A 20,021-nucleotide genomic window follows, 5' to 3' on the forward strand; every position below is an offset into this window, starting at 1 on the left:
ATTGTTCGTTTCGGTTACTCTCTCTAATTGCTTTGTAAGCGTTTCTAACACAATAAAAGGCCGCATCGCAGTTATATAACTGCAATACGGCCTCTTTGCCATCGGCTCCACGTCGGTGTGGAAGCCAAATTATCGTTCGATTCACGTCATTGTGATCTTAGTTGCAATTATAGGGGGCTTGCGAGGTTCATGTCAATATAGCTGACATACAAATTTTTCGAGGGAACAGTGGGGGCGGTTTCATATTTATAGGAGCTACTGCTGAGAGTTAGCCGTGGATAAGTTGGTATACTTTCACGATGGAAGCTGCAATATCGCCGATTCGTTTACGTTCGTTCATCGCCTGTTTGCGCAGAAAATCATAGGCTTCCGCTTCGGAAATCCCTTTGATTTCGCATAATACGGCCTTTGCTTGATCGATCCATTTGCGCTCATCAATACGCTGCAGCAGCTGCTCTCGTTCCTCGGCCCATCGCTTGCGCTGCTGGAATACACGATGTCCCCATTTTAAGGCAACGCCGAATTCTAAGGTGTTCATAGAGCTGAAGAGGACGCCGTCGAGTGTAAAGCCAAACTCAAGTTCGCTCGGAACCGCGTTCTCAGAGCAGAGCCATAGCGTCGGCAGTCGTCGCATGCCTGCAATTGTGGATTGCCAATCCTGCATCCTCTCTAGGGGAACATGCATCACCACGGCATCCGCGACGCTAATGAGGCTCTTTACCTCTTCTACATTAGCTGCACGATGCAAGGTACGGCAGTTTTGCTGCAAGCTATGCATCGAAACGGGAGGTCTTCCTTCCTCAAGAAAAAGGATTGATCTCATCATCGGTCACCTCGGTTAGGCATAGCAATTGTCTGGCTTTGAAGCCCTGCCTGCAAATTTGTAATAAAATATAACATACCCTCCCTCAAAATGTCGACGTTCATTTCATCTAATTTCCCTAAATTTTAGGCGAGTGACCATTAATGGTACTTTACGTGCTATTTTATGTTAGATATATTGACACAAGCGCTCCCGCAACCTATACTAAAGCCAAGATCTTTACGACGGCACAATGGCGTGCCCTCTTAAATCCGGCAATGGAGCCTATTCTTTCGTCAATTGCGACGAAGGGTAGGCTTTTTATGTTTTCGGAAGCGGCCGGGGCTGCAGCACAATAAGGGTCGTACCTCGTGCGACGGACTAACTTTTAGGAGAGATAGCCATGAGAAAGAAACTAGTCATGATCGGAAATGGGATGGCTGGCGTGTCATTCGTGGAGCAGCTGCTCAAGCTGAATCCGCATCGCTACGACATTTCGATTATTGGGGCGGAGCCGCACCCCAACTATAATCGCATTATGTTGTCGTCGGTGCTCGCAGGGGATGCCAGCATGAAGGATATTATTCTGAACGATTGGGATTGGTATCGCGATAACGATATTGCGCTTCACACCGGTCAACAAGCGACGGCAGTGGATACGGGGGCGCAAACGGTAACGACGGATCAAGGGCTGACATTAGCGTACGACGAGCTTGTTTTTGCTACGGGATCACTGCCTTTCATGCTTCCGATTCCCGGGGCTGATAAGGAAGGCGTCATTGCATTTCGGGATATCAAAGATTGTGAAACGATGATCGATACAGCGAAGACATACCGGAAAGCTGTAGTGATCGGCGGCGGTTTACTCGGTATTGAGGCGGCACGCGGGCTGGTCAATCTAGGCATGGAAGTAAGCGTTGTTCATATCTTCGGCTACTTGATGGAGCGGCAGCTCGATACGACAGCTTCGCGTCTTCTGCAAGTGGAATTGGAACGGCAGGGGATGAAGTTTCTGCTGGAGAAACAGTCCGATTTCATTATGGGCGAAGAACGCGTGACTGGTCTGGCGTTCAAGGACGGGACGCATGTTGAGGCGGATCTCATCGTCATGGCAGTGGGGATCAAGCCGAATGTGCAGTTGGCGAAGAGTGCCGGCGTCGAAGTGAATCGCGGTATTGTCGTAGGTGATTATCTCCAGGGGAGTATAGCTAACATCCACGCGGTAGGTGAGTGTGCCGAGCATCGCGGGGTTGTGTACGGTCTAGTGGCGCCTCTCTATGAGCAAGGAGCCGTTCTCGCGAAGAAGTTGGCGGGGGTCGAAAGTGACGGCTACCAAGGATCGGTGCTGTCAACCAAGCTGAAGGTGTCGGGAGTTAACGTATTCTCGGCAGGGCGCTTCGCGGATGAACCGGGTACAAAGGCGCTTCGCGTACAGGATGATTTGGACGGTATTTATAAGAAGGTAGTGTTTGAGAATGGGAAGGTCGTCGGCGCTGTTCTGTTCGGCGATACCAGTGACAGTTCAAGGCTATTCTCGGTCATTCGCAGCGGTAAGGACGTTACGGGAAGTGAGAAAGAAGTGCTGTTCGGACCGTCCGGCGGAGGCGGAGGCGGTAAGCCCGTGAGCACAGCGGATCTCGTAACCGCCATGAGCGGGGACGAAATCGTCTGCGGCTGCAACGGCGTAACGAAAGATACGCTGGTGGAGGCGATCACGGAGAAAGGCTGCGTCAGTGTAGGTGAGCTGAAGGCATGCACTAAAGCTTCAGGAGGCTGCGGCGGCTGTAAACCGCTCGTGGAAGCTATTCTGACAACGACGCTCGGCGCGGATCAAGTAGCGACGGTCAAAGAAGGCATCTGCGGATGTACGACGCTCTCGCGCGACGACGTGGTGAACGCCATTCAGCAGATGCACCTCACGACGACGAAGGAAGTTATGCATGTGCTCGAGTGGAACAATCCGGAGGGCTGCTCCAAATGCCGGCCGGCGCTCAATTATTACCTCGGCATGGCGTTCCCTGACGAACATGAGGATGAGCTGGAATCCCGTTTCGTAAATGAGCGCAACCACGCGAACATTCAGAAAGACGGTACGTTCTCCGTTGTTCCCCGCATCTATGGAGGGGTGACGACGCCGGAGGATTTGAAGAAAATCGCGACGGTCGCGGAGAAATACCAAGTGCCGCTTGTCAAAATAACCGGAGGCCAGCGAATCGACCTGCTCGGTGTGAAGAAAGAAGACCTGCCCGGCATGTGGAAGGATCTCGATATGCCTTCCGGTTATGCATACGGCAAGGCGCTGCGCACCGTGAAAACTTGTGTAGGCAATACGTTTTGTCGGTTCGGCACGCAGGATGCGATCCAAATGGGCGTCGACTTGGAGAAGAAATTCGAGCGGCTTAACACCCCTCATAAAGTGAAGCTTGCTGTCTCGGGCTGCCCGCGCAACTGCGCAGAGGCGACCATTAAAGATCTCGGCGTAGTCGCAATTGACGGCGGATGGGAGATTTACGTTGCCGGTAACGGAGGAACCCGCGTACGCGCGGCAGATTTGCTGACAAAGGTGAAGACGGAAGCGGAAGTGCTGGCGTGGACGGGCGCTTACTTGCAATATTACCGGGAAACGGCCAACTACATGGAACGTACGAGTGAGTGGTCGCTTCGAATTGGTCTCGATACGATCAAAGCAGCTCTGGAGAAACCGGAGGATCGTGACGCCTTGAATGCACGCATCGATAAGACGCTTGACCTTATGAAGGATCCTTGGCAGCAAATTATCGAAAACGACGATCTGCGCAGCGCATTCGATGCACTGACGGCACCGATGAGTTCGGAAGCTGCAGCAGCAGATGCAACGTTGAAGTGATAACCAGATAAAGCACTGCGCCAGTCGGCAGCAGCGGAGGGAGCGGATGAGTAAATGAACGAACTAATCATTGGACATATTTCAGAATTTCCTGAACGGGCGGGACGCGTTGTGCGGCTCGGCGATATCGAATTGGCGCTGTTCAAGCTGACCGATGGAACGGTCAAAGCGATTGAGAATTTATGCCCGCATAAGAACGGCAAGCTCTCCGAAGGGATTGTATGCGACCATCATGTCTATTGTCCGCTGCATGATTGGAAGATTAATTTACATGATGGGCTCGTGCAAGCGCCGGATGAGGGATGTGTGAATACGTACAGCACGATTGTTGATGAAGCGGGGAATGTGATTTTGCTGGTACAGGACGGAGCGTCTGTAAGAAAAGTATCGTAAGTTTGCTGCCTTAATGCGAGAGGATATCGATTGGACTGGGAGGCGGCGGCTATGGCGCGTTTAGAGGGGAAGAGGATCGCGGTGACGGGGCCGCGCAAAGCGGATGAGCTGAGCAAAATGATCGCTAAATTCGGTGGATCGGCGGTGCTTCGTCCGGCGCAGGGGACGGTGTTTCTCGACGATTCCGGGATTGAAGAGCAGCTGCGCTCGCTCATCGCGAAGCCAGCCGATTGGCTCGTGCTGACGACAGGCGTTGGAACGGAGGCGCTCGTGCAAATTGCCGAGCGTCTCGGCTTGGCGGAGCAATTTATCCATGTGCTGGGCGAGATGCGGGTAGCCGCCCGCGGCTATAAGACGGTGAACGCTCTACGCAAGCTGGGCATCACGCCGGAGGTGCGTGATGACGATGGCACGACCGCGGGATTACTTCGCTTAATGGGCGACCATGATCTATATGATCGGACCGTTGCGCTGCAGCTCTATGGCGATCCTGCCCCGCGCCTGATCGGCGAGCTGGCCGGACGCGGCGCGCTCTGCGAGGAGCTGCTCCCTTATCGCCATATTCCGCCGCAAGGCGATATCGTCGAGACGCTGATTGAGGAAATTATCAGCGGCGATGTAGATGCTGTCACGCTCACGAGCACCGTTCAGGTTCGTTATGTGATGGGCTGCGCGGCGAAGCTCGGTAAGCTGGAAGCGGTTCGAGCTGCTTTCTCGGAGCGAGTGCTGGCCGTAGCCGTAGGTAAAGTGACGGCGGAAGCGCTGCAAGAGGAAGGCGTGGAGCGTGTACTGTTTCCTGAAGAGGAGCGCATGGGCAGCATGGTCGTTGCGATGAGTAAATTTTACGGCGGCGGTCAATTGACGGAGAGCGAGGCGGCGGTTGGTACGGTGTCGGGTGATTGCGCGCAGCAAGACAAAGCTGGATAGGGAGGGTGGGCGCATGGGCGGCGATTATGGGAAGGTGTACTTAACGGGAGCGGGTCCCGGCGACCCGAAGTTGATTACTATCCGCGGGTTGGAAAGTATACGACTGGCTGATGTCATTGTATATGACAGACTCGTGTCGGAGGAGCTGATTAAGGAGGCACGGTCGGATGTGGAACTTATCTATGTCGGCAAAGCTTCCGGACGGCATACGATGCGGCAAGAAGAGATTAACGCTCTTCTCGCCGAGCGCGCAATGCGCGGACTAACCGTCACGCGGCTGAAAGGAGGCGATCCCTTCGTGTTCGGGCGAGGTGGCGAAGAGGCCGCCTACTTAGTAGAGCGCGGAATCGAATTCGAGATCGTGCCCGGCATCTCCTCCTGTATCGCCGCACCAGCTTACGCCGGCATCCCGGTTACACAGCGTAAGCTGGCTGCTTCTTTTGCGGTCATTACCGGCCACGAATGTACCGACAAGGACAGTGCCTGTGTGGATTGGGCGTGGGCGGTCGGCGCGGAGACGCTCGTCGTGCTGATGGGGCTGGCGCAGCTTCCTTACATCGTGGAGCAGCTGCTCGGCAACGATAAACCGCCGAGCACGCCGATCGCGCTTGTGCAAAGCGGAACCTGCTCCGAGCAGCGAACGGTTGTCGGCACGCTTAAGACCATAACCTCGCAGGCTGAGGTCACGGAACTGGTCAGTCCGGTCGCCATCGTCATCGGCCCGGTCGTCACCATGCGGGACAAGCTGAAATGGCGGGCGGTTGAGGCCGTGCTGAATTGATCCAATTCTTGTATGATTGACCATATGCTGCAACTAATGGCGAAACAGCCTCGTCTATAGGAGCAACAATGAGAGTCGGAGTGAGGATCAATGAAGCAGGGTTTTGGCCGTAGGAGAACTGCAAGGAGAGCGATGCTTCTTCTATTAAGCGCTCTATTGCTTCTGACAGGTTGTTCGTTTCAATTGCCGGGCACCAAGGTAGGTGGCGCAGATGGACGGGAATGCCGCGATAAGACGTCTATACTCGAATATGCTCCTGTGCTGCGTTGGAATGGCATCCTGTATACGTCTATAGGAGATCGCGAAGATACGAGTTTCGTGCAGCCAGGACATAAAATCGGACAAATCGGCTACAAGCTATCAGACCATGCCTGCAAGGACTATGTGATGCAGGACGGGGATGCCACGCTGCTGGAGATCGGGACGGAACTGTTCGAGGTAAAAGGTTATAAGCAGAGCTTCCGACTACTGGCAGGCGGCCAACTCTATCAAGTCTCCGAGAATAAAGCCGTGGATACAATAGGTGACCTCTATGATATTACAGGCCGAATCAAGAATATCCGTTTCATAAGCGGAAACGATGGTTCGCCGCTGAAAGACTTCACGCCGGAAGCGGTCGCTGCGTTTGCGGAGGAGTACGTAAAGCTGAACGTTGTAGACCGCATGACGATTGCCAAACAGACGAAGAACTTAGCCGGCGGGAGTTACAGCTTGCAGGTTATTTTGGAAGACGGCTCGTCGTTTGGGGTTGGCTACTGGATCAAGTTTGGCGTGCTAAGCCCCGGCGCCTATGCGACAGATGGACTGAAGCAACTGGTAGAGGAACAGAGGAAGCTGATTTATACGAAATAATGACTAACGGCGGCGGATGGCTGGATCATCGGTCGTCTTTTTTGTTGCTGCCTTTGCTTATTAGATGCGTGGACAGGTTTGGTATAATGGGGTCATACAAAGGAGGCTGCTGCCAGTGAAAGTGAATATCGTTTCGGACACCTACTGCGAGGATCTCGAGAAGATGCTTCGCAGTCATGCGAGTGAGGAAGCCGCGGGCCCGATGACGGCTTATATGCGCGATTTATTTCCGTTTCTGGGCATTCGGACGCCGGAGCGGGCTGCGGTGACGAAGCAGTTTGTGAAGGAGCACGGTGTGCCATCAGGTGCGGAGCTTGAAGGGATTGCTCGTAAGCTGTGGTCGCTGCCGGAGCGGGAGTTTCATTATACGGCGCTGCTCCTGCTCGAGAAGCGGAAGAAGGATTTGACGATTGACCAAGTAGCGTTCATCGAACATCTCATTACAGCACAATCGTGGTGGGATACGGTCGATATGATCGCAAGCCATCTTGTTGGCACGCTGTTCACGCAATATCCGGAGCTTGTGCCCATCTATACGGAGAAATGGATTGCTTCGGACAACCTGTGGCTGCGCCGTACAGCAATCCTGTTCCAGCTCGGTTATAAAGGCCGGACGGATGCGGAACTGCTATTCTCGCTCATTCGCCGAACTGCGCATGAGGACGAGTTCTTCATTCGCAAAGCAATCGGCTGGGCACTGCGCGAATACGCGAAGACTGATTCGGCCGCGGTGCAGCAGTTCGTAGCGGATACGGCTTTATCGCCGTTAAGTGTACGTGAAGCGCTCAAGCATGTCGGTGCAAAAGCATAGCGCGGCACCGGGCAAAATGACAATTGACGGTGCCGCGCTTCCGTGATATTCTTAATTCCAACAAAGTAGGTAGGAATTATAGGAATAAGGTGGTGCCGATCATGAATCATCCCATATCAATCCGCAGCGGCGACATAGAATTGTCCGGCGTGCTGCAGTATCCCGTAGTAGATCGCGAAGAGAAGAGAGCTGCCAAATACCCGCTTATCATCATTTGCCATGGCTTTATCGGCAATCGTATGGGGACGGACCGATTGTTCGTTGAGGCAGCAGATCGGCTGACTCGCAGCGGTTATCTTGTGCTGCGCTTCGATTACGGCGGCTGCGGCGAGAGCACCGGCGACTACGGAAGCGGCGGTTTGGATGAGCTGATCGGACAGACGAGAACGGTCATTGATTACGCGCTCAGCCTCGATATGGTAGATGCGGAGCGGCTTATTCTTGTAGGCCACAGTCTAGGCGGCGCGGTCGCGGTGCTGACGGCCGCTCGCGACTCGCGCGTGAAGTCATTGGTCATGTGGGCGCCGGTCGCCCACCCGTTCATGGACATCCGCAACATTATCGGAACCAAGGCGATTCAAGAGATCGACACGGATGGTTCGACGGATTACATGCACTATCAGTTTACGAAGAAGTTCACGGATTCGCTGGCGCAATTCCAGCCGCTGACGGAACTGCGCGGCTACAACGGGGATGTGCTGATCGTGCATGGCACGGCGGACACGGTGATCCCGGTCGACTACTGCTTCTTGTATCAGAAAATGTTCTGGCTGCGCAAAGAGGGCAATTGCGACAAAGAGGTTATTTTGCAGGGTGACCACACGTTCTCTTCGAAAGCTTCTCGCGATGAGCTGTTCGATGTATCGCTGCGTTGGATCGATTCCATCGGCCGCAGACGCAATGATTGGAGCTTGTGGACAATTTAATCGATCCTATTAACGGACCGCTTTCCTCTCTTCGAGGGGAAGGCGGTTTTTTGGTTTGTTTAAGCGGGAATGAAAGAATCTTAATTCAGGCGCTGCAACATTTAGCGGTTCTTCTTGCGTTCTAATGGTTACAATTGCAATAAGTACGCGAAGAGGAACAGGTGATCATGCAGATGAGAAAACTCGCTATAGCTATAATGGCTTTGTCGATCGGAATATTAGGCGGTTGTACGCATAAGGGGGAGACTGCAGAGCAGCCGCCTGTAGTTGTTTCGCCGCCGGACTCGGATCAGCCGACGGACGAGCCGCCAACGCAGACACCGGAAACGCCGGATACGCCGGAAGAAGAACCGGCAACACCGGCCGTGCCGGAGACACCGGACCAGCCCGAGCAGGCACCGGATGATGAAATCACGCAGCAGGTGGAGAAGATGTCGCTCGACGAGAAGCTTGGGGCGATGATTATTGCCGGCGTGGACGGTACGATGGGCAGCCAGGCTGCGAAACGGATGATTGCGAGTCAGCATGTGGGCGGCGTTATTTTCTATGCGAATAATATTAAGACTCCTACAGGAGTTGTCGCCTATGTGAATCAGCTGAAGGCTTGGAACAAAGATAATGCTTCACCGCTGATCGTCTCTGTCGATCAGGAGGGGGGCAGGGTGAGCCGGCTTCCCGGACTTGTGAAGCTGCCGACCGCCAAGGCGATCGGAGACACCGGCAACAGCGCGTATGCGACTAAGATAGGGAGCATACTCGGAGAGGCGAGCATGAAGATGGGCTTCAACTTGGACTTCGCTCCGGTGCTGGACATTAACAGTAACCCGAAGAACCCGGTCATCGGAGACCGCTCCTACGGTTCGACGCCTAAGCTTGTGACGAAGATGGGCATCGCGGCCATGGAAGCCATCGAGGCGGAAGGGGTTATTCCGGTGGTGAAGCATTTTCCGGGGCATGGGGATACGTCGGTGGATTCGCATTTGGAGCTGCCGGTCGTCAATAAAAGCGAAGCCGCACTCAAAGCCTTCGAGTGGGTCCCTTTCCAAGAGGCTATCGATAAAGGCGTGGATGCGGTCATGATCGCGCATATTCTCTTCCCTGAGGTGGACGCCAACGTGCCGGCCTCCCTATCCAAGCGAGTCATCACGGATGAGCTTCGCGGCGAACTGGGTTTCAAAGGCGTCGTCATGACGGACGACCTCACGATGGGGGCCATTGCGAAGAATTATGGCATGGGAGAAGCGGCGGTCATGACGGTCAAGGCAGGCAGTGATATTTTGCTGGTGGCCCATGAATACAAGAATGTGGATGCCATACTCGCAGCGCTGAAGAAGAGCGTGAATAGCGGAGAGATTACGGTGGAGCGGATAGATGAGAGCGTGAAACGGATTCTGGTGCTGAAAGGGAAGTACGAGCTGACGGACGATAAGACGCCGCCCGCGCCGAATCTGGATGCGCTCAATGCTGCGATTCAGAAAGCCGTCGCCGTATATTAAATCAATAGAAAAAGGCATCTCCCGGCTTGTCAGCGGAGGATGCCTTTTGTCATGTTTTCTTGCTGCTCGAATGAATCGAGGATTCCCGCACGATCAGTCGATGCGGAATAATGATATGTTTCTGCGACAGCGGCTCATCATGTACGATGCGAAGCAGCGACTGTGACGCGGTATAGCCGAGCTGATAAGTGCCGATATCGACGGAGCTGATCGGCGTTGAAGCGAGTTCAGACAGCGGAATATTGTTAAAGCTGACGATGCAGATGTCCTGCGGAACGCTGTAGCCAAGCTCGGTCAGTCCGCGCAGCACGCCAAAGGCGAGCAAATCGTCGAAGATGACAAGCGCAGTCGGCCGATCCGGCAAGCTCATGAAGAAGGACATCGCCCGGTATCCGCTTTGCTGCAGCAGCTCGCCTTCCAGTATCCATTCTTGCTGAAACGGTAAGTTGGCTTCCTTGAGCGCTTTCTTATAGCCGAAGAGTCGATCCTGGGAAACGACGAGATTCGGCGGTCCGCTGATGAAGCCGATCCGCTTATGCCCCTGGGCGATAAAGTGACTGGCGGCATCATAAGCGGCTTGGATGTTGTTATTATCAATCGACAGCACATCCGGAAACTCGTCGCTTCGCCCGATGAGCACGAAGGGAAAGTTCTGCTGTTTCAGAAATCCGATGATCGGATCCGAGGTGCGGGAGGACAATAGCAAAATACCATCAACGCGGCGTCCCATAACAAGGCGCGAGATGGCTTCAAGCTCATTAGAGTCGGACGTAACCGTCGTCATCAGCATGTCATAACCGGCTCTGGTCGCCTGCGTAACGATGCCTCGAATCAACTCGCCGAAGAAGAAGTTCAGAAACAGCTCCTCTGCGGGGCGAGGCAAGACGATGCCGATCGTTTGCGTTGTTTTGGACACCAGACTCTTCGCCATCATGTTGGGGTGATAGCCGAGCTGCTCCATAATTTCTTTCACTTTACGTGACGTCTCCCGACTGATGCGCGGATGGTTCGAGACAACTCGCGATACGGTAGAAGGCGAGACGCCAGCGATTTTTGCAATATCTTTAATCGTGACTGACATAAAATCCCCCAATTGCGCAAACGTGTGCACGTTTCCTTGTTTATGTGAGTCGATGCATGAGCTGTCTGTACCTAGAGTATATCATTGAAAAGTTTTTCATGCACAAATTTAATTTTCTGAGATAGGCGGAGGAAAACAGAGCAAATGGAAGAACGGTCCGTAATTTTTTGTGCAAATGAACTGTGCAAACGTTTTCCCGACCTGCATGCCGTAGTGTATAGTAAGGGCGTCGGTAAAACGCTTTCTTCAGCAAAATGAAGGAAATTTTAACCTTTAATTGCCAGTTGCATTGCCATCTGTACAAACGTTTGCACAAACGTAGAGGATCGTGTACAATGCAAGAGCCGCATTTTTGAGAAACACTTGCAAGCTCGGTTATTGCATCATCCGAAGCAATCGCGCTATTCGTAATAGGATGTCGATAATTGGTTACTCTAGGTTTATGCTCCGGCGCGATTACGCTTTAACAACGAGAGGGGTTAAATAGAATGCAAAAGACAGTATCCTTACTTCTAGTTCTAACACTTGCTGCAACACTGACAGCTTGCGGCTCGAAGAACAACAATGCGAATGAGAACACCGGTGAAACAAACACGGGCACAGTAAACAACGGCACTGGCAACAACACAGCTGAAGACGCTGAGCTTGTTCCGGAAGACGGCGCAACTTTGCTTGTATGGGAAGCCAAAGAAGAGCGTCCTTTCGTTGAGAAAATGATGAAAGAATTCAAAGAAAAATACGGCGTTGAAGTGAAGATGGAAGAGCTTGGCGCTGGCGACCAAGTAGCGAAGCTTACAACTGACGGTCCTGCCGGAATCGGTGCAGACGTTGTATTGTTCCCGCACGATAACCTTGGTAAAGCAGTAGCAGCAGGTCTTGTGCTTCCGAATGATGTTTACGAAGAAGAAGCGAAATCGGAGAACAGCGATGTTGCGGTTCAAGCGGTAACGTATGATGGCGTTCTGTACGGTTTCCCGCGTGCAGTTGAAACGTATGCGATGTTCTACAACAAAGATCTGATCGCAACGCCTCCAACAACGTTCGACGAAGTGAAAACGTTCGCGAAAACATTCAACGACGGTAAAAAGAATAAATATGCATTCATGTGGGATATCGGAAACTTCTACTTCAGCTATCCGTTCCTAGCTACTACAGGCGGCTTCGTATACGGCAACAACGGCCAAGACAAAGCTGAAATCGGCCTTAACAACGCTGGTGCAGTAGAAGGCGCAACTTACTTCGCATCGCTGAAGAAAGACGTATTGCCGCTTAAATCCGGTGATGTCACTTATGATATCAAGAAAGGTCTGTTCACAGGCGGTACGCTTGCGATGAACATCGACGGCCCATGGGCAATCGGCGATATCAAGAAATCCGGCATCAACTTCGGTGCAGCGCCAATCCCTAGCATCAACGGCAAACAATCCGTATCGTTCTCCGGCGTTAAAGCTTGGTACGTAAACTCGTACACGAAATACCCGAACGCAGCGAAATTGTTCGCACGTTTTGCTTCCACGAAAGAAGCGCAATTGGATGATTTCACGTTGACTGGCGCGATTCCTGCAAACAAGGAAGCAACAGAAGATCCGAAGATCCAAGGCGATGAAATCGTAAAAGCATTCGTTGAGCAGTTCAAAAACTCGCAGCCGATGCCTTCGATCCCTGAAATGGGCAACGTATGGACACCGATCGGCGCAGCGCTCTCCGACATCTGGAACGCTGGCAAAGATCCGAAAGCAACACTTGATAATGCTGTGAAGCAAATTGAAGATGCTAACGCAGCTGCGAAGTAAGTAATTCGCAGCAGGGCGCAGCATTAGGGCGCAGCCAACCGGCTGCGAATAAACAACCATACAATGCCGTCACCCGCCCTTTCTGATGAGGGGCGGGTGACGTAACTTTATTCGGACAAGGGAAAGGAGCTGGAGGTGGATGCAGCGGCATCAAAAAACAGCCACTATTTTATCTGTTCTCGCGATGGGTCTCGGTCAACTGTACAATCGTCAGTTCGTGAAAGGCATTCTTCTGCTTTGTGTTGAAATTATGGGCGGTTATTATTTCGTTCAAAGGCTTCCTCATGCAATCTGGGGTCTTGTAACACTCGGTGATACACCGACAAGGCTTGTGAAAATCGGCAAGCGCTATAAGAACGTAGTCGGTGACCACTCCGTCAACTTATTAATCGGCGGGCTTGTCATTCTGATTTTATTCAGCTTATTTGTTGTCATCTATGTGATGAACGTCAGGGATGCGAACCGAACCGGCAAGCTGCGGGATCAAGGCGTAACACCGGCATCGTTTAAACAAACAGTCAACTATGTAACCGACAGACGGTTCCCTCAGTTGCTGCTTACGCTGCCTGCTATCTCCGTGCTGTTCTTAACGATCATGCCGATTATGATGGCGATCCTGCTCGCATTCACCAACTACTCCGCACCGGAGCATATTCCGCCTGCGAAGCTTGTCGATTGGGTTGGGTTCCAGACGTTTATCGATTTGCTCCAATTGAAGACTTGGAGCCATACGTTCTACGGGGTTTTCATTTGGACGGTCATTTGGGCGGTCATCGCCACCGTTACGACGTATTTCGGCGGTTTGTTCGTCGCGCTGCTCATCAATCAGCAGGGCATTCGTTTCAAAGGCATGTGGCGTTCGATCTTCATTATTCCTTACGCGATTCCGCAGCTCATCTCGCTGCTTGTCATGCGTAACTTGTTTAACGGTCAATTCGGACCGATCAATCAGTATCTCGGCTATTTCGGAATTGGCAAGCTTCCTTGGCTGACCGATCCGTTCTGGGCGAAGGTTACGGTCATTCTCGTCAACATGTGGGTCGGGATTCCGGTCTCCATGGTCCTTATTCTAGGCGTGCTTACTGCGATACCAAGAGATATGTACGAGGCTGCCGAGGTGGATGGCGCTACGGCATTCCAGAAGCTTCGCGTGATTACTTTGCCTTTCGTTTTCTTTGCAACAACACCGATTCTCATTACGCAATTTGCAGGCAATATCAATAACTTCAACGTCATCTTCCTGCTGACGAATGGTGATCCGGTAAAGGGCGACTATCAGTATGCGGGCAGCACCGACTTGCTCGTTACATGGTTGTACAAGCTGACGCTTAATAACAACAAGTACAATTTTGCATCCGCGATCGGGATTATCATCTTCGTGATTGTCGCTTCGCTCTCGATTTGGAGCTACCGTCGTTCACGGTCGTTTAAAGAGGAGGATATGATCCAATGAGTATGAAATCGAGGAACGCCTTCCGTTTGTCGTTGACCTATATCATTCTGACCCTAATTGCGATATGCGCGATTTATCCGGCCGTATGGGTGCTGTTCTCGGCTCTTCGTCCCGGCAGCGCACTGTTTAGCGAGCAATTCTTCCCGAGTAATCCGACGCTCATCCATTTCAAAGAGCTGTTCACTTCGCCAAGCTTCAGCTTCGGCCGCTGGTATTGGAACACGCTGAAGATCGCAACGCTGTCGATGATTCTCTCGACATTGCTGACTACGCTGAGCATGTACGCATTGTCGCGTTTCCGCTTCAAGGGTCGTAAGACCTTGCTCACCACGATGCTCGTCCTTGGCATGTTCCCGGGGTTCATGAGCATGGTCGCAATCTATATCCTGCTGCTTCAGCTGGATTTGCTTGATACGCATGCAGCGCTCGTTCTCGTTTATTCTTCGGGATCTGTGCTTGGCGGTTTCATTGTAAAAGGGTTCTACGACACGATTCCACGGAGCTTGGATGAAGCCGCGCGGATTGACGGTGCAAGTCACTTAACGATCTTCTGGCGCATTATGCTGCCGCTGTCACGTCCAATGCTTACGTACATCGGACTTACGACGTTTACCGGTGCATGGGTAGACTTTATTTTCGCAAGACTTGTTCTGCGTTCCAAAGAAAACTGGACGCTTGCGGTAGGCATGTGGGATATGGTGGCTAACTTCCAGAACAGTAACTTTACGATGTTCGCGGCAGGCGCCGTTATGATTGCGATTCCGATTATGATTCTGTTCGCGTTTCTGCAGAAGTTCCTTGTTGAAGGACTCACTGCCGGGGCATCCAAGGGGTGATGATCATCCGTACTCGTATATGCAACAAATTTGCGGCGGCCATATTGGTCGCCGCTCTTCTAATCAGCGCGCTGGCAGGTTGCTCCTCCTCTAAAGGCGAACAAGAGCAAGAGAAGAAGGTTGGGAAAGAAGCGGTTGCGGCCCAGGTTGATGAGCAGCCGGGAGCGGTTTATTATGAGATCTTTGTTCGTTCCTTCTCGGACTCCAATGGAGATGGCATCGGCGATCTGAACGGTGTGACGGAGAAGCTGAGCTACTTGAAGGAGCTGGGCATTGGCGGGATCTGGCTGATGCCGATTAATCCTTCTCCCAGCTATCACGGGTATGATGTGACGGATTATTATGGGATTAACAAGGATTACGGCAAGCTGGAAGATTTGAATAAACTGACGGATGCTGCCCATAAGCTGGGGATTAAGGTCATTATGGATTTGGTCGTTAACCATACGAGCAATGAGCATCCGTGGTTCAAATCGGCGATTGCTGATCCGAAGAGTCCTTATCGCAATTGGTATCATATCAAGGAAGCGGATGCACAGGTGCCGGCAGACGGTGCCGTGGGCGGTAATCCGTGGCATCCATTCGGGAGCTTGAAGTACTTAGGCGACTTCTGGGAAGGGATGCCTGATTTGAACTTTGACGAGCCTGCTGTGCGCAGTGAGATGATCAAGGTCGGCAACTACTGGCTGGAGCAGGGCTTGGATGGGTTCCGAATGGATGCGGCAAAGCATATCTACGGCGACTTTGCCTCTACAATCAACACCGATGCCGTCAAAGCGAGAAACCAGAAGTGGTGGCAGGATTTCCGCAAAGGCATCTCCGGCACGAAGAAGGATGCCTATATCGTTGGCGAAGTTTGGGATTCTTCGGTTATTATCGCACCTTACTTGGATCAAGCGCTCGATTCTGCGTTTAACTTTGATTTGGCGAAGAAGCTGCTGTCCGGCGCGGATCGGGAGCAGAATCCCGATGTCGCGTTCAGTCTTGGCCGCATCTACGAGATGTACAACAAGTCATCGAACGGTGCGTTTGTGGATGCGCCGTTTCTGACGAACCACGACCAGAACAGGACAATGAGTGAGCTTGGCGGCAATGTGGACCATGCGAAGATGGCGGCAGCCTTGCTGCTTACGCTTCCGGGCAATCCGTTCATCTACTACGGCGAGGAATTAGGCATGAAGGGGATGAAGCCCGACGAGGCCATTCGCGAACCGATGCCTTGGTACGCTTCAGGCGCTGCGGGCGGCAAGGGGCAGACGACTTGGGAAGCTTCCCGCTACAACACGACGCCGAATACGGTTTCGGTTGAAGCGGAGCAAGCGGACCCGAACTCGCTGCTCTCCCATTACAAGAAGCTGATCGCTTGGCGTAATGAATTGCCTGCGCTGCGCGATGGCACGATCGTGGAGAAGAACACCGATAGCCCGTCCGTTGCTGCGTATTACCGAGTGACGAACGATGAGAAGGTCCTCGTTGTGCATAATATGTCGGCGACGGAGCAGATAATTGATCTGACTTCGGGAGGAACCGCTGTGAAGGATGAGCTGAAAGAAATCGCGCGGTCCAGTAAAGAAGGCGCGAAAATCGGCGAAGGCAAGCTGAAGCTGCCGCCGTATAGTACGGTTATATTGCAATAAGGAGGGCTGTCCCGCCGGGGTCATCGCAGGATGATTTCTGGTGGGACAGCTCTTTTTGTTTTGATGAGAATTCTGAGTAACCTGTGGATAATGTGGACAATATGTGTGTAAGTTTGGGGATAACGAGTCCGGATGCAGTGCTGGCGGTCGTACCCCTCACTTATCAACAGGTGGAAACTTGCTGGCGGCGTGATAGTCGCTCCCCACAAATACCAAGTAACCCCGCGGTCCATCTACTAGTCGCTCCCCCACCAAACAGTCGTAGGTCTAGATGAAATGTTGCATAAAAGGCATCATTTCTGATGAAAAGTGACGCTAGAGGAGGAAATGTTGCGCATAAATCAACATTTTCGCCTCAACTAGCCTCCTGATCGCCATTCCACGGCCAAATGTTGCATATCGCGCAACATTTGGTTGTCTTTGCTCATACTGAACGGGAAATGTTGCATTTCAAGCAGCATTTTCTCCCCTTCCCCGAACATCACCCAGTAAATCCCTCCGTCCGACTGAGAGTCAGGACAGGGAAAACGATGAAAACAAACATTAAAATTAATTTATTTAATTCATAACTTGTAAAATTGAATATTATTGTTTAATATAATTCAATATACGATAAACATTTTTAAAATCACCATTAAACAGAAGGAGGGATTGCTCTGAAATACCCGCCACCGCAGCAATGTCCCGTTTGCGAGAATAAGCTGACGATCCAAGAGCTCAAATGCGACCATTGCCACACCACGATCAAAGGCAGCTTTGAATCGACCAGACTGGCCTCCCTAAACGACGAGCAGCTGAAATTCGTGGAAGTGTTCTTGAAGGTTCGGGGAAACATCCGGGAGATGGAGAAGGAACTCAGCATTTCGTATCCGACGGTACGGAACCGGCTTGACCACATCGTGGAGGCACTCGGTTACCAGACTTCACCTGCGACAGAGACGCCTGCCGCCACTGAGGATTCACAACGCAAGCAGATTCTATCGAAGCTCGACGAAGGCGCGATAACCGTTGAAGAGGCGCTTAAGCTCATCCAAGCCAGCAAAAAATAAAGGAGCGATTGCGATATGAGTGAAGAACGGACCATGATTACAAGAATGATCGAGGAACGGAAAATTACCGTAGAGGAAGGCTTGGCGCTGCTTGAAGCGCTTGACGGCAGTAAGTCAGCCCAAGCTGCAGGGACAGCTGTTACTGCTGTTACTCCCACTCCTCCTCCTGCACCCGCTCCACCATCCGCTCCCGCACCGCTTCATCAAGAAATCCAACCGCTTGTCAGTGCTCATAGAACACAAGGTGAAGCTTATTGGGAAAGCAAGCACGACTCGTTTCCGACGGAGTATGTGGAATTTGCAACGGATAACGCATCCATCCAGTACCGGACGTGGGATCAAGATTTCACGCAGGTGAATGTATCGGCGAAGATGGATAAACCTACGGGCAGCTTCGATTTGCACAGTTGGCTGCAAGAGGCAGTTACGCAAAGCTCCGATGACGAACGTTATCGATTCAATTTGAAGTCGGACGATCTGAATGGCCGTCAAGTAGAGCTCGCCGTGACCATTCACGTTCCGCAAGGACAAGCCTATGAGCTGTTCCACATGTCTGCGACGAACGGGTTTATTGACGTGCAGCATCTTCGTGCAGAAACGGCGGGTTTTACATCTGCGAATGGAAACATCATCATTCATGATTTACATGTCGAGCAAGTGAATGTGACCACAATAAATGGCCTTATCAAAGTGAGTGAACTATTGGCAGAGTCGGCACAACTCAAGACAACGAACGGCGAAATCGTAGCAGGGGGCAAATTGGAGAAGCTGGAATGCCATACGACGAACGGTTCTGTACATACAGACGGCGTTCTTGCCGAGTCGATAAACGTACACACGCAGAACGGCAGCATCCGAACAAACAGTCAGTTCGAGCAATTAACATGCAGATCGCAAAATGGATCCATTGAAATCCAGTTGGCAGATGCGAGCTCGGATAGCAGCATTACGGCAGATACCCACAATGGCGGCATCCGTATTCAGTTCCCGGCGCATTCGTCCGGCGTGTACGGCGAATTAACCGTTGCTCATGGGCGCGCGGCTTGCCGATTGAACGGTCAACAGCTGGTCAACAAGAATGATGGTGACGATGCCGACCCTTGCCAAACGTTCCGCCAAGATGACGAGGAACTAACTTTTATCAAAGCTTCTTCCTTTAACGGATCGATTGTTGTGAGCGACGAGGTCTAGTTTACAAGTAATGATCGAAGGACACCATCGCCTGTACGGCATGGGTTGGAAGAAATAGGTGAGGCAGCTGATGGCTGCATATTTCCTCTCCGCGCAATAAACACTAACCTGAGGTTTACTGTCAGAAGCGGGAAGGACGTCATGGCATGATTAATGAGAAAATCGTTGGTATTCTGGATGATCGTATTGAAACGATCAAAAGCAAGAACGGTACGTTGATTTTAGTGGGGCCGATTCAGCTGCCGGTTAATTTGGAGGGGGAAACGCACACCTTCAAGTGGTATTGCTGGCTTCCATGTAGGGACCTGGTCCATACCGAGGGCGGTTGTAAGGAAAAGGAGCGGACCGAGTTTCTGATTGAGCAGCTGTCCGCGTCCAATCTGGCGGAGAAGCAGCAGTCCAGCGCGCTCGTGTACGGCGACTTCGCCGGCGGGGACGAAGCATTGATTCGTATGCATAGCATCTGCCATACGGGGGATATTTTCGGGAGCAAGCGCTGCGATTGTGGCTATCAGTTGCACCAATCGATGAAGATGATCACCTCGCATGGTACCGGCGCTTTGTTCTACTTGGCCAACCATGAAGGCCGGGGAATCGGGCTGTTCAGTAAGGCAATGGCCTATATTCTGCAGGAGAAAGGGTACGACACGGTCGAGGCAAATCTGGAGCTCGGATTCCAAGACGATACACGCAGCTATGAGGAAACGCTGCTCGTCCTCGCCCATCTGCGCAGCAAGCCGGTCACGCTCATTACGAACAATCCGAAGAAGCTCGCGGCGCTCAAAGCATCCGGCATGAACGTGGAAGACCGGGTCCCGCTCTGGGGCGACATTTCGGAGTTCAACCGCAAGTATCTGGAGACCAAAGTGAACCGCTCCGGGCACTTTGCGGAGGAACTGACGACTAAGTAAGGGACAATGGATCGGGTGCCCCCTTTGTCGGAGTAGGAAAGGCGGACTCTTCATCGTAGTTGATGGAGGGTCGGCCTTTTTTTGTTGGGTTTTATAACTACGTCGAATGAAACATGAATGCAAGACATGGGGGTTATGGGATATGGGAACAAAGATCAAAAACATAATAAAAAATGTAAAAAAATTATTGAATTCATTTATTGATAATAGTATGGT

The 20,021-nt window shown here is 52.0% G+C and carries 17 protein-coding genes; 15 read left to right on the top strand and 2 right to left on the bottom strand.

The window, feature by feature from the left end; all coding sequences use genetic code 11:
* Positions 1-268: 268 nt before the first annotated feature.
* Positions 269-826 (bottom strand): ANTAR domain-containing response regulator, encoded by a 558-nt coding sequence (locus BLW29_RS18020; protein ID WP_090982121.1) that lies wholly within the window; start codon positions 824-826, stop codon positions 269-271.
* 379 nt (positions 827-1,205) lie between these two features.
* On the opposite strand from BLW29_RS18020, the gene nirB reads away from it, so the two are divergent.
* From nirB to nagZ, 8 genes are all read left to right on the top strand, one after another.
* Positions 1,206-3,668, top strand: coding sequence for a nitrite reductase large subunit NirB (nirB, locus tag BLW29_RS18030; RefSeq protein WP_090982125.1), 2,463 nt, complete (start codon positions 1,206-1,208; stop codon positions 3,666-3,668).
* 54 nt (positions 3,669-3,722) lie between these two features.
* The gene (gene nirD / locus BLW29_RS18035) at positions 3,723-4,061 is read left to right on the top strand and encodes a nitrite reductase small subunit NirD (protein WP_090982127.1); all 339 of its coding nucleotides are present in this window, start codon (positions 3,723-3,725) and stop codon (positions 4,059-4,061) included.
* Between the two features lie 51 nt (positions 4,062-4,112).
* Complete coding sequence (locus tag BLW29_RS18040; RefSeq protein ID WP_090982129.1) at positions 4,113-4,988, top strand: uroporphyrinogen-III synthase; 876 nt, start codon at positions 4,113-4,115, stop codon at positions 4,986-4,988.
* Positions 4,989-5,001: 13 nt separating this feature from the next.
* The gene (cobA, locus tag BLW29_RS18045; RefSeq protein ID WP_090982131.1) at positions 5,002-5,769 is read left to right on the top strand and encodes a uroporphyrinogen-III C-methyltransferase; all 768 of its coding nucleotides are present in this window, start codon (positions 5,002-5,004) and stop codon (positions 5,767-5,769) included.
* A gap of 90 nt (positions 5,770-5,859) precedes the next feature.
* A complete protein-coding gene (locus BLW29_RS18050; RefSeq protein ID WP_143044424.1) occupies positions 5,860-6,621 on the top strand; it encodes a hypothetical protein in 762 nt (253 codons plus the stop codon).
* 115 nt (positions 6,622-6,736) lie between these two features.
* A complete protein-coding gene (locus tag BLW29_RS18055; protein WP_371264744.1) occupies positions 6,737-7,432 on the top strand; it encodes a DNA alkylation repair protein in 696 nt (231 codons plus the stop codon).
* A gap of 101 nt (positions 7,433-7,533) precedes the next feature.
* Positions 7,534-8,358: an alpha/beta hydrolase family protein gene (locus BLW29_RS18060; protein ID WP_090982135.1), complete on the top strand. Its 825-nt coding sequence runs from the start codon at positions 7,534-7,536 to the stop codon at positions 8,356-8,358.
* Between the two features lie 167 nt (positions 8,359-8,525).
* Positions 8,526-9,854 carry a beta-N-acetylhexosaminidase gene (nagZ, locus tag BLW29_RS18065; RefSeq protein ID WP_256208708.1) on the top strand — a complete coding sequence of 443 codons (1,329 nt, stop codon included), beginning with the start codon at positions 8,526-8,528 and terminating at the stop codon, positions 9,852-9,854.
* A 49-nt stretch (positions 9,855-9,903) separates the two neighbouring features.
* Here the strand turns inward: nagZ and BLW29_RS18070 are convergent, their stop codons facing one another.
* On the bottom strand, positions 9,904-10,935 hold the full coding sequence (locus BLW29_RS18070) for a LacI family DNA-binding transcriptional regulator (protein WP_090982136.1): 1,032 nt from the start codon (positions 10,933-10,935) through the stop codon (positions 9,904-9,906).
* Positions 10,936-11,423: 488 nt separating this feature from the next.
* Here BLW29_RS18070 and BLW29_RS18075 point away from each other — a divergent pair, with 488 nt between their 5' ends.
* The 7 genes from BLW29_RS18075 (at position 11,424) to BLW29_RS18105 (ending at position 19,805) form a co-directional block, all read left to right on the top strand.
* Positions 11,424-12,728 carry a sugar ABC transporter substrate-binding protein gene (locus BLW29_RS18075; protein ID WP_090982138.1) on the top strand — a complete coding sequence of 435 codons (1,305 nt, stop codon included), beginning with the start codon at positions 11,424-11,426 and terminating at the stop codon, positions 12,726-12,728.
* A 139-nt stretch (positions 12,729-12,867) separates the two neighbouring features.
* Positions 12,868-14,181, top strand: coding sequence for a carbohydrate ABC transporter permease (locus tag BLW29_RS18080; RefSeq protein ID WP_090982140.1), 1,314 nt, complete (start codon positions 12,868-12,870; stop codon positions 14,179-14,181).
* Entirely contained in the window at positions 14,178-15,017 is an 840-nt protein-coding gene (locus BLW29_RS18085; RefSeq protein WP_090982141.1) for a sugar ABC transporter permease, read from the top strand. The genes BLW29_RS18080 and BLW29_RS18085 overlap by 4 nt, the downstream gene beginning before the upstream one ends.
* The gene (locus BLW29_RS18090) at positions 15,017-16,654 is read left to right on the top strand and encodes an alpha-amylase family glycosyl hydrolase (protein ID WP_090982143.1); all 1,638 of its coding nucleotides are present in this window, start codon (positions 15,017-15,019) and stop codon (positions 16,652-16,654) included. Before BLW29_RS18085 ends, BLW29_RS18090 begins: the two co-directional genes overlap by 1 nt.
* 656 nt (positions 16,655-17,310) lie before the next feature.
* Positions 17,311-17,703 (top strand): DUF2089 domain-containing protein, encoded by a 393-nt coding sequence (locus BLW29_RS18095; protein WP_090982145.1) that lies wholly within the window; start codon positions 17,311-17,313, stop codon positions 17,701-17,703.
* A gap of 15 nt (positions 17,704-17,718) precedes the next feature.
* The gene (locus tag BLW29_RS18100; protein WP_090982147.1) at positions 17,719-18,894 is read left to right on the top strand and encodes a DUF4097 family beta strand repeat-containing protein; all 1,176 of its coding nucleotides are present in this window, start codon (positions 17,719-17,721) and stop codon (positions 18,892-18,894) included.
* A gap of 146 nt (positions 18,895-19,040) precedes the next feature.
* On the top strand, positions 19,041-19,805 hold the full coding sequence (locus BLW29_RS18105; RefSeq protein WP_177186698.1) for a GTP cyclohydrolase II: 765 nt from the start codon (positions 19,041-19,043) through the stop codon (positions 19,803-19,805).
* The last annotated feature ends 216 nt before the right edge of the window (positions 19,806-20,021 follow it).

The organism is Paenibacillus sp. CF384 (assembly GCF_900106745.1).
GTDB lineage: Bacteria > Bacillota > Bacilli > Paenibacillales > Paenibacillaceae > Paenibacillus_Z.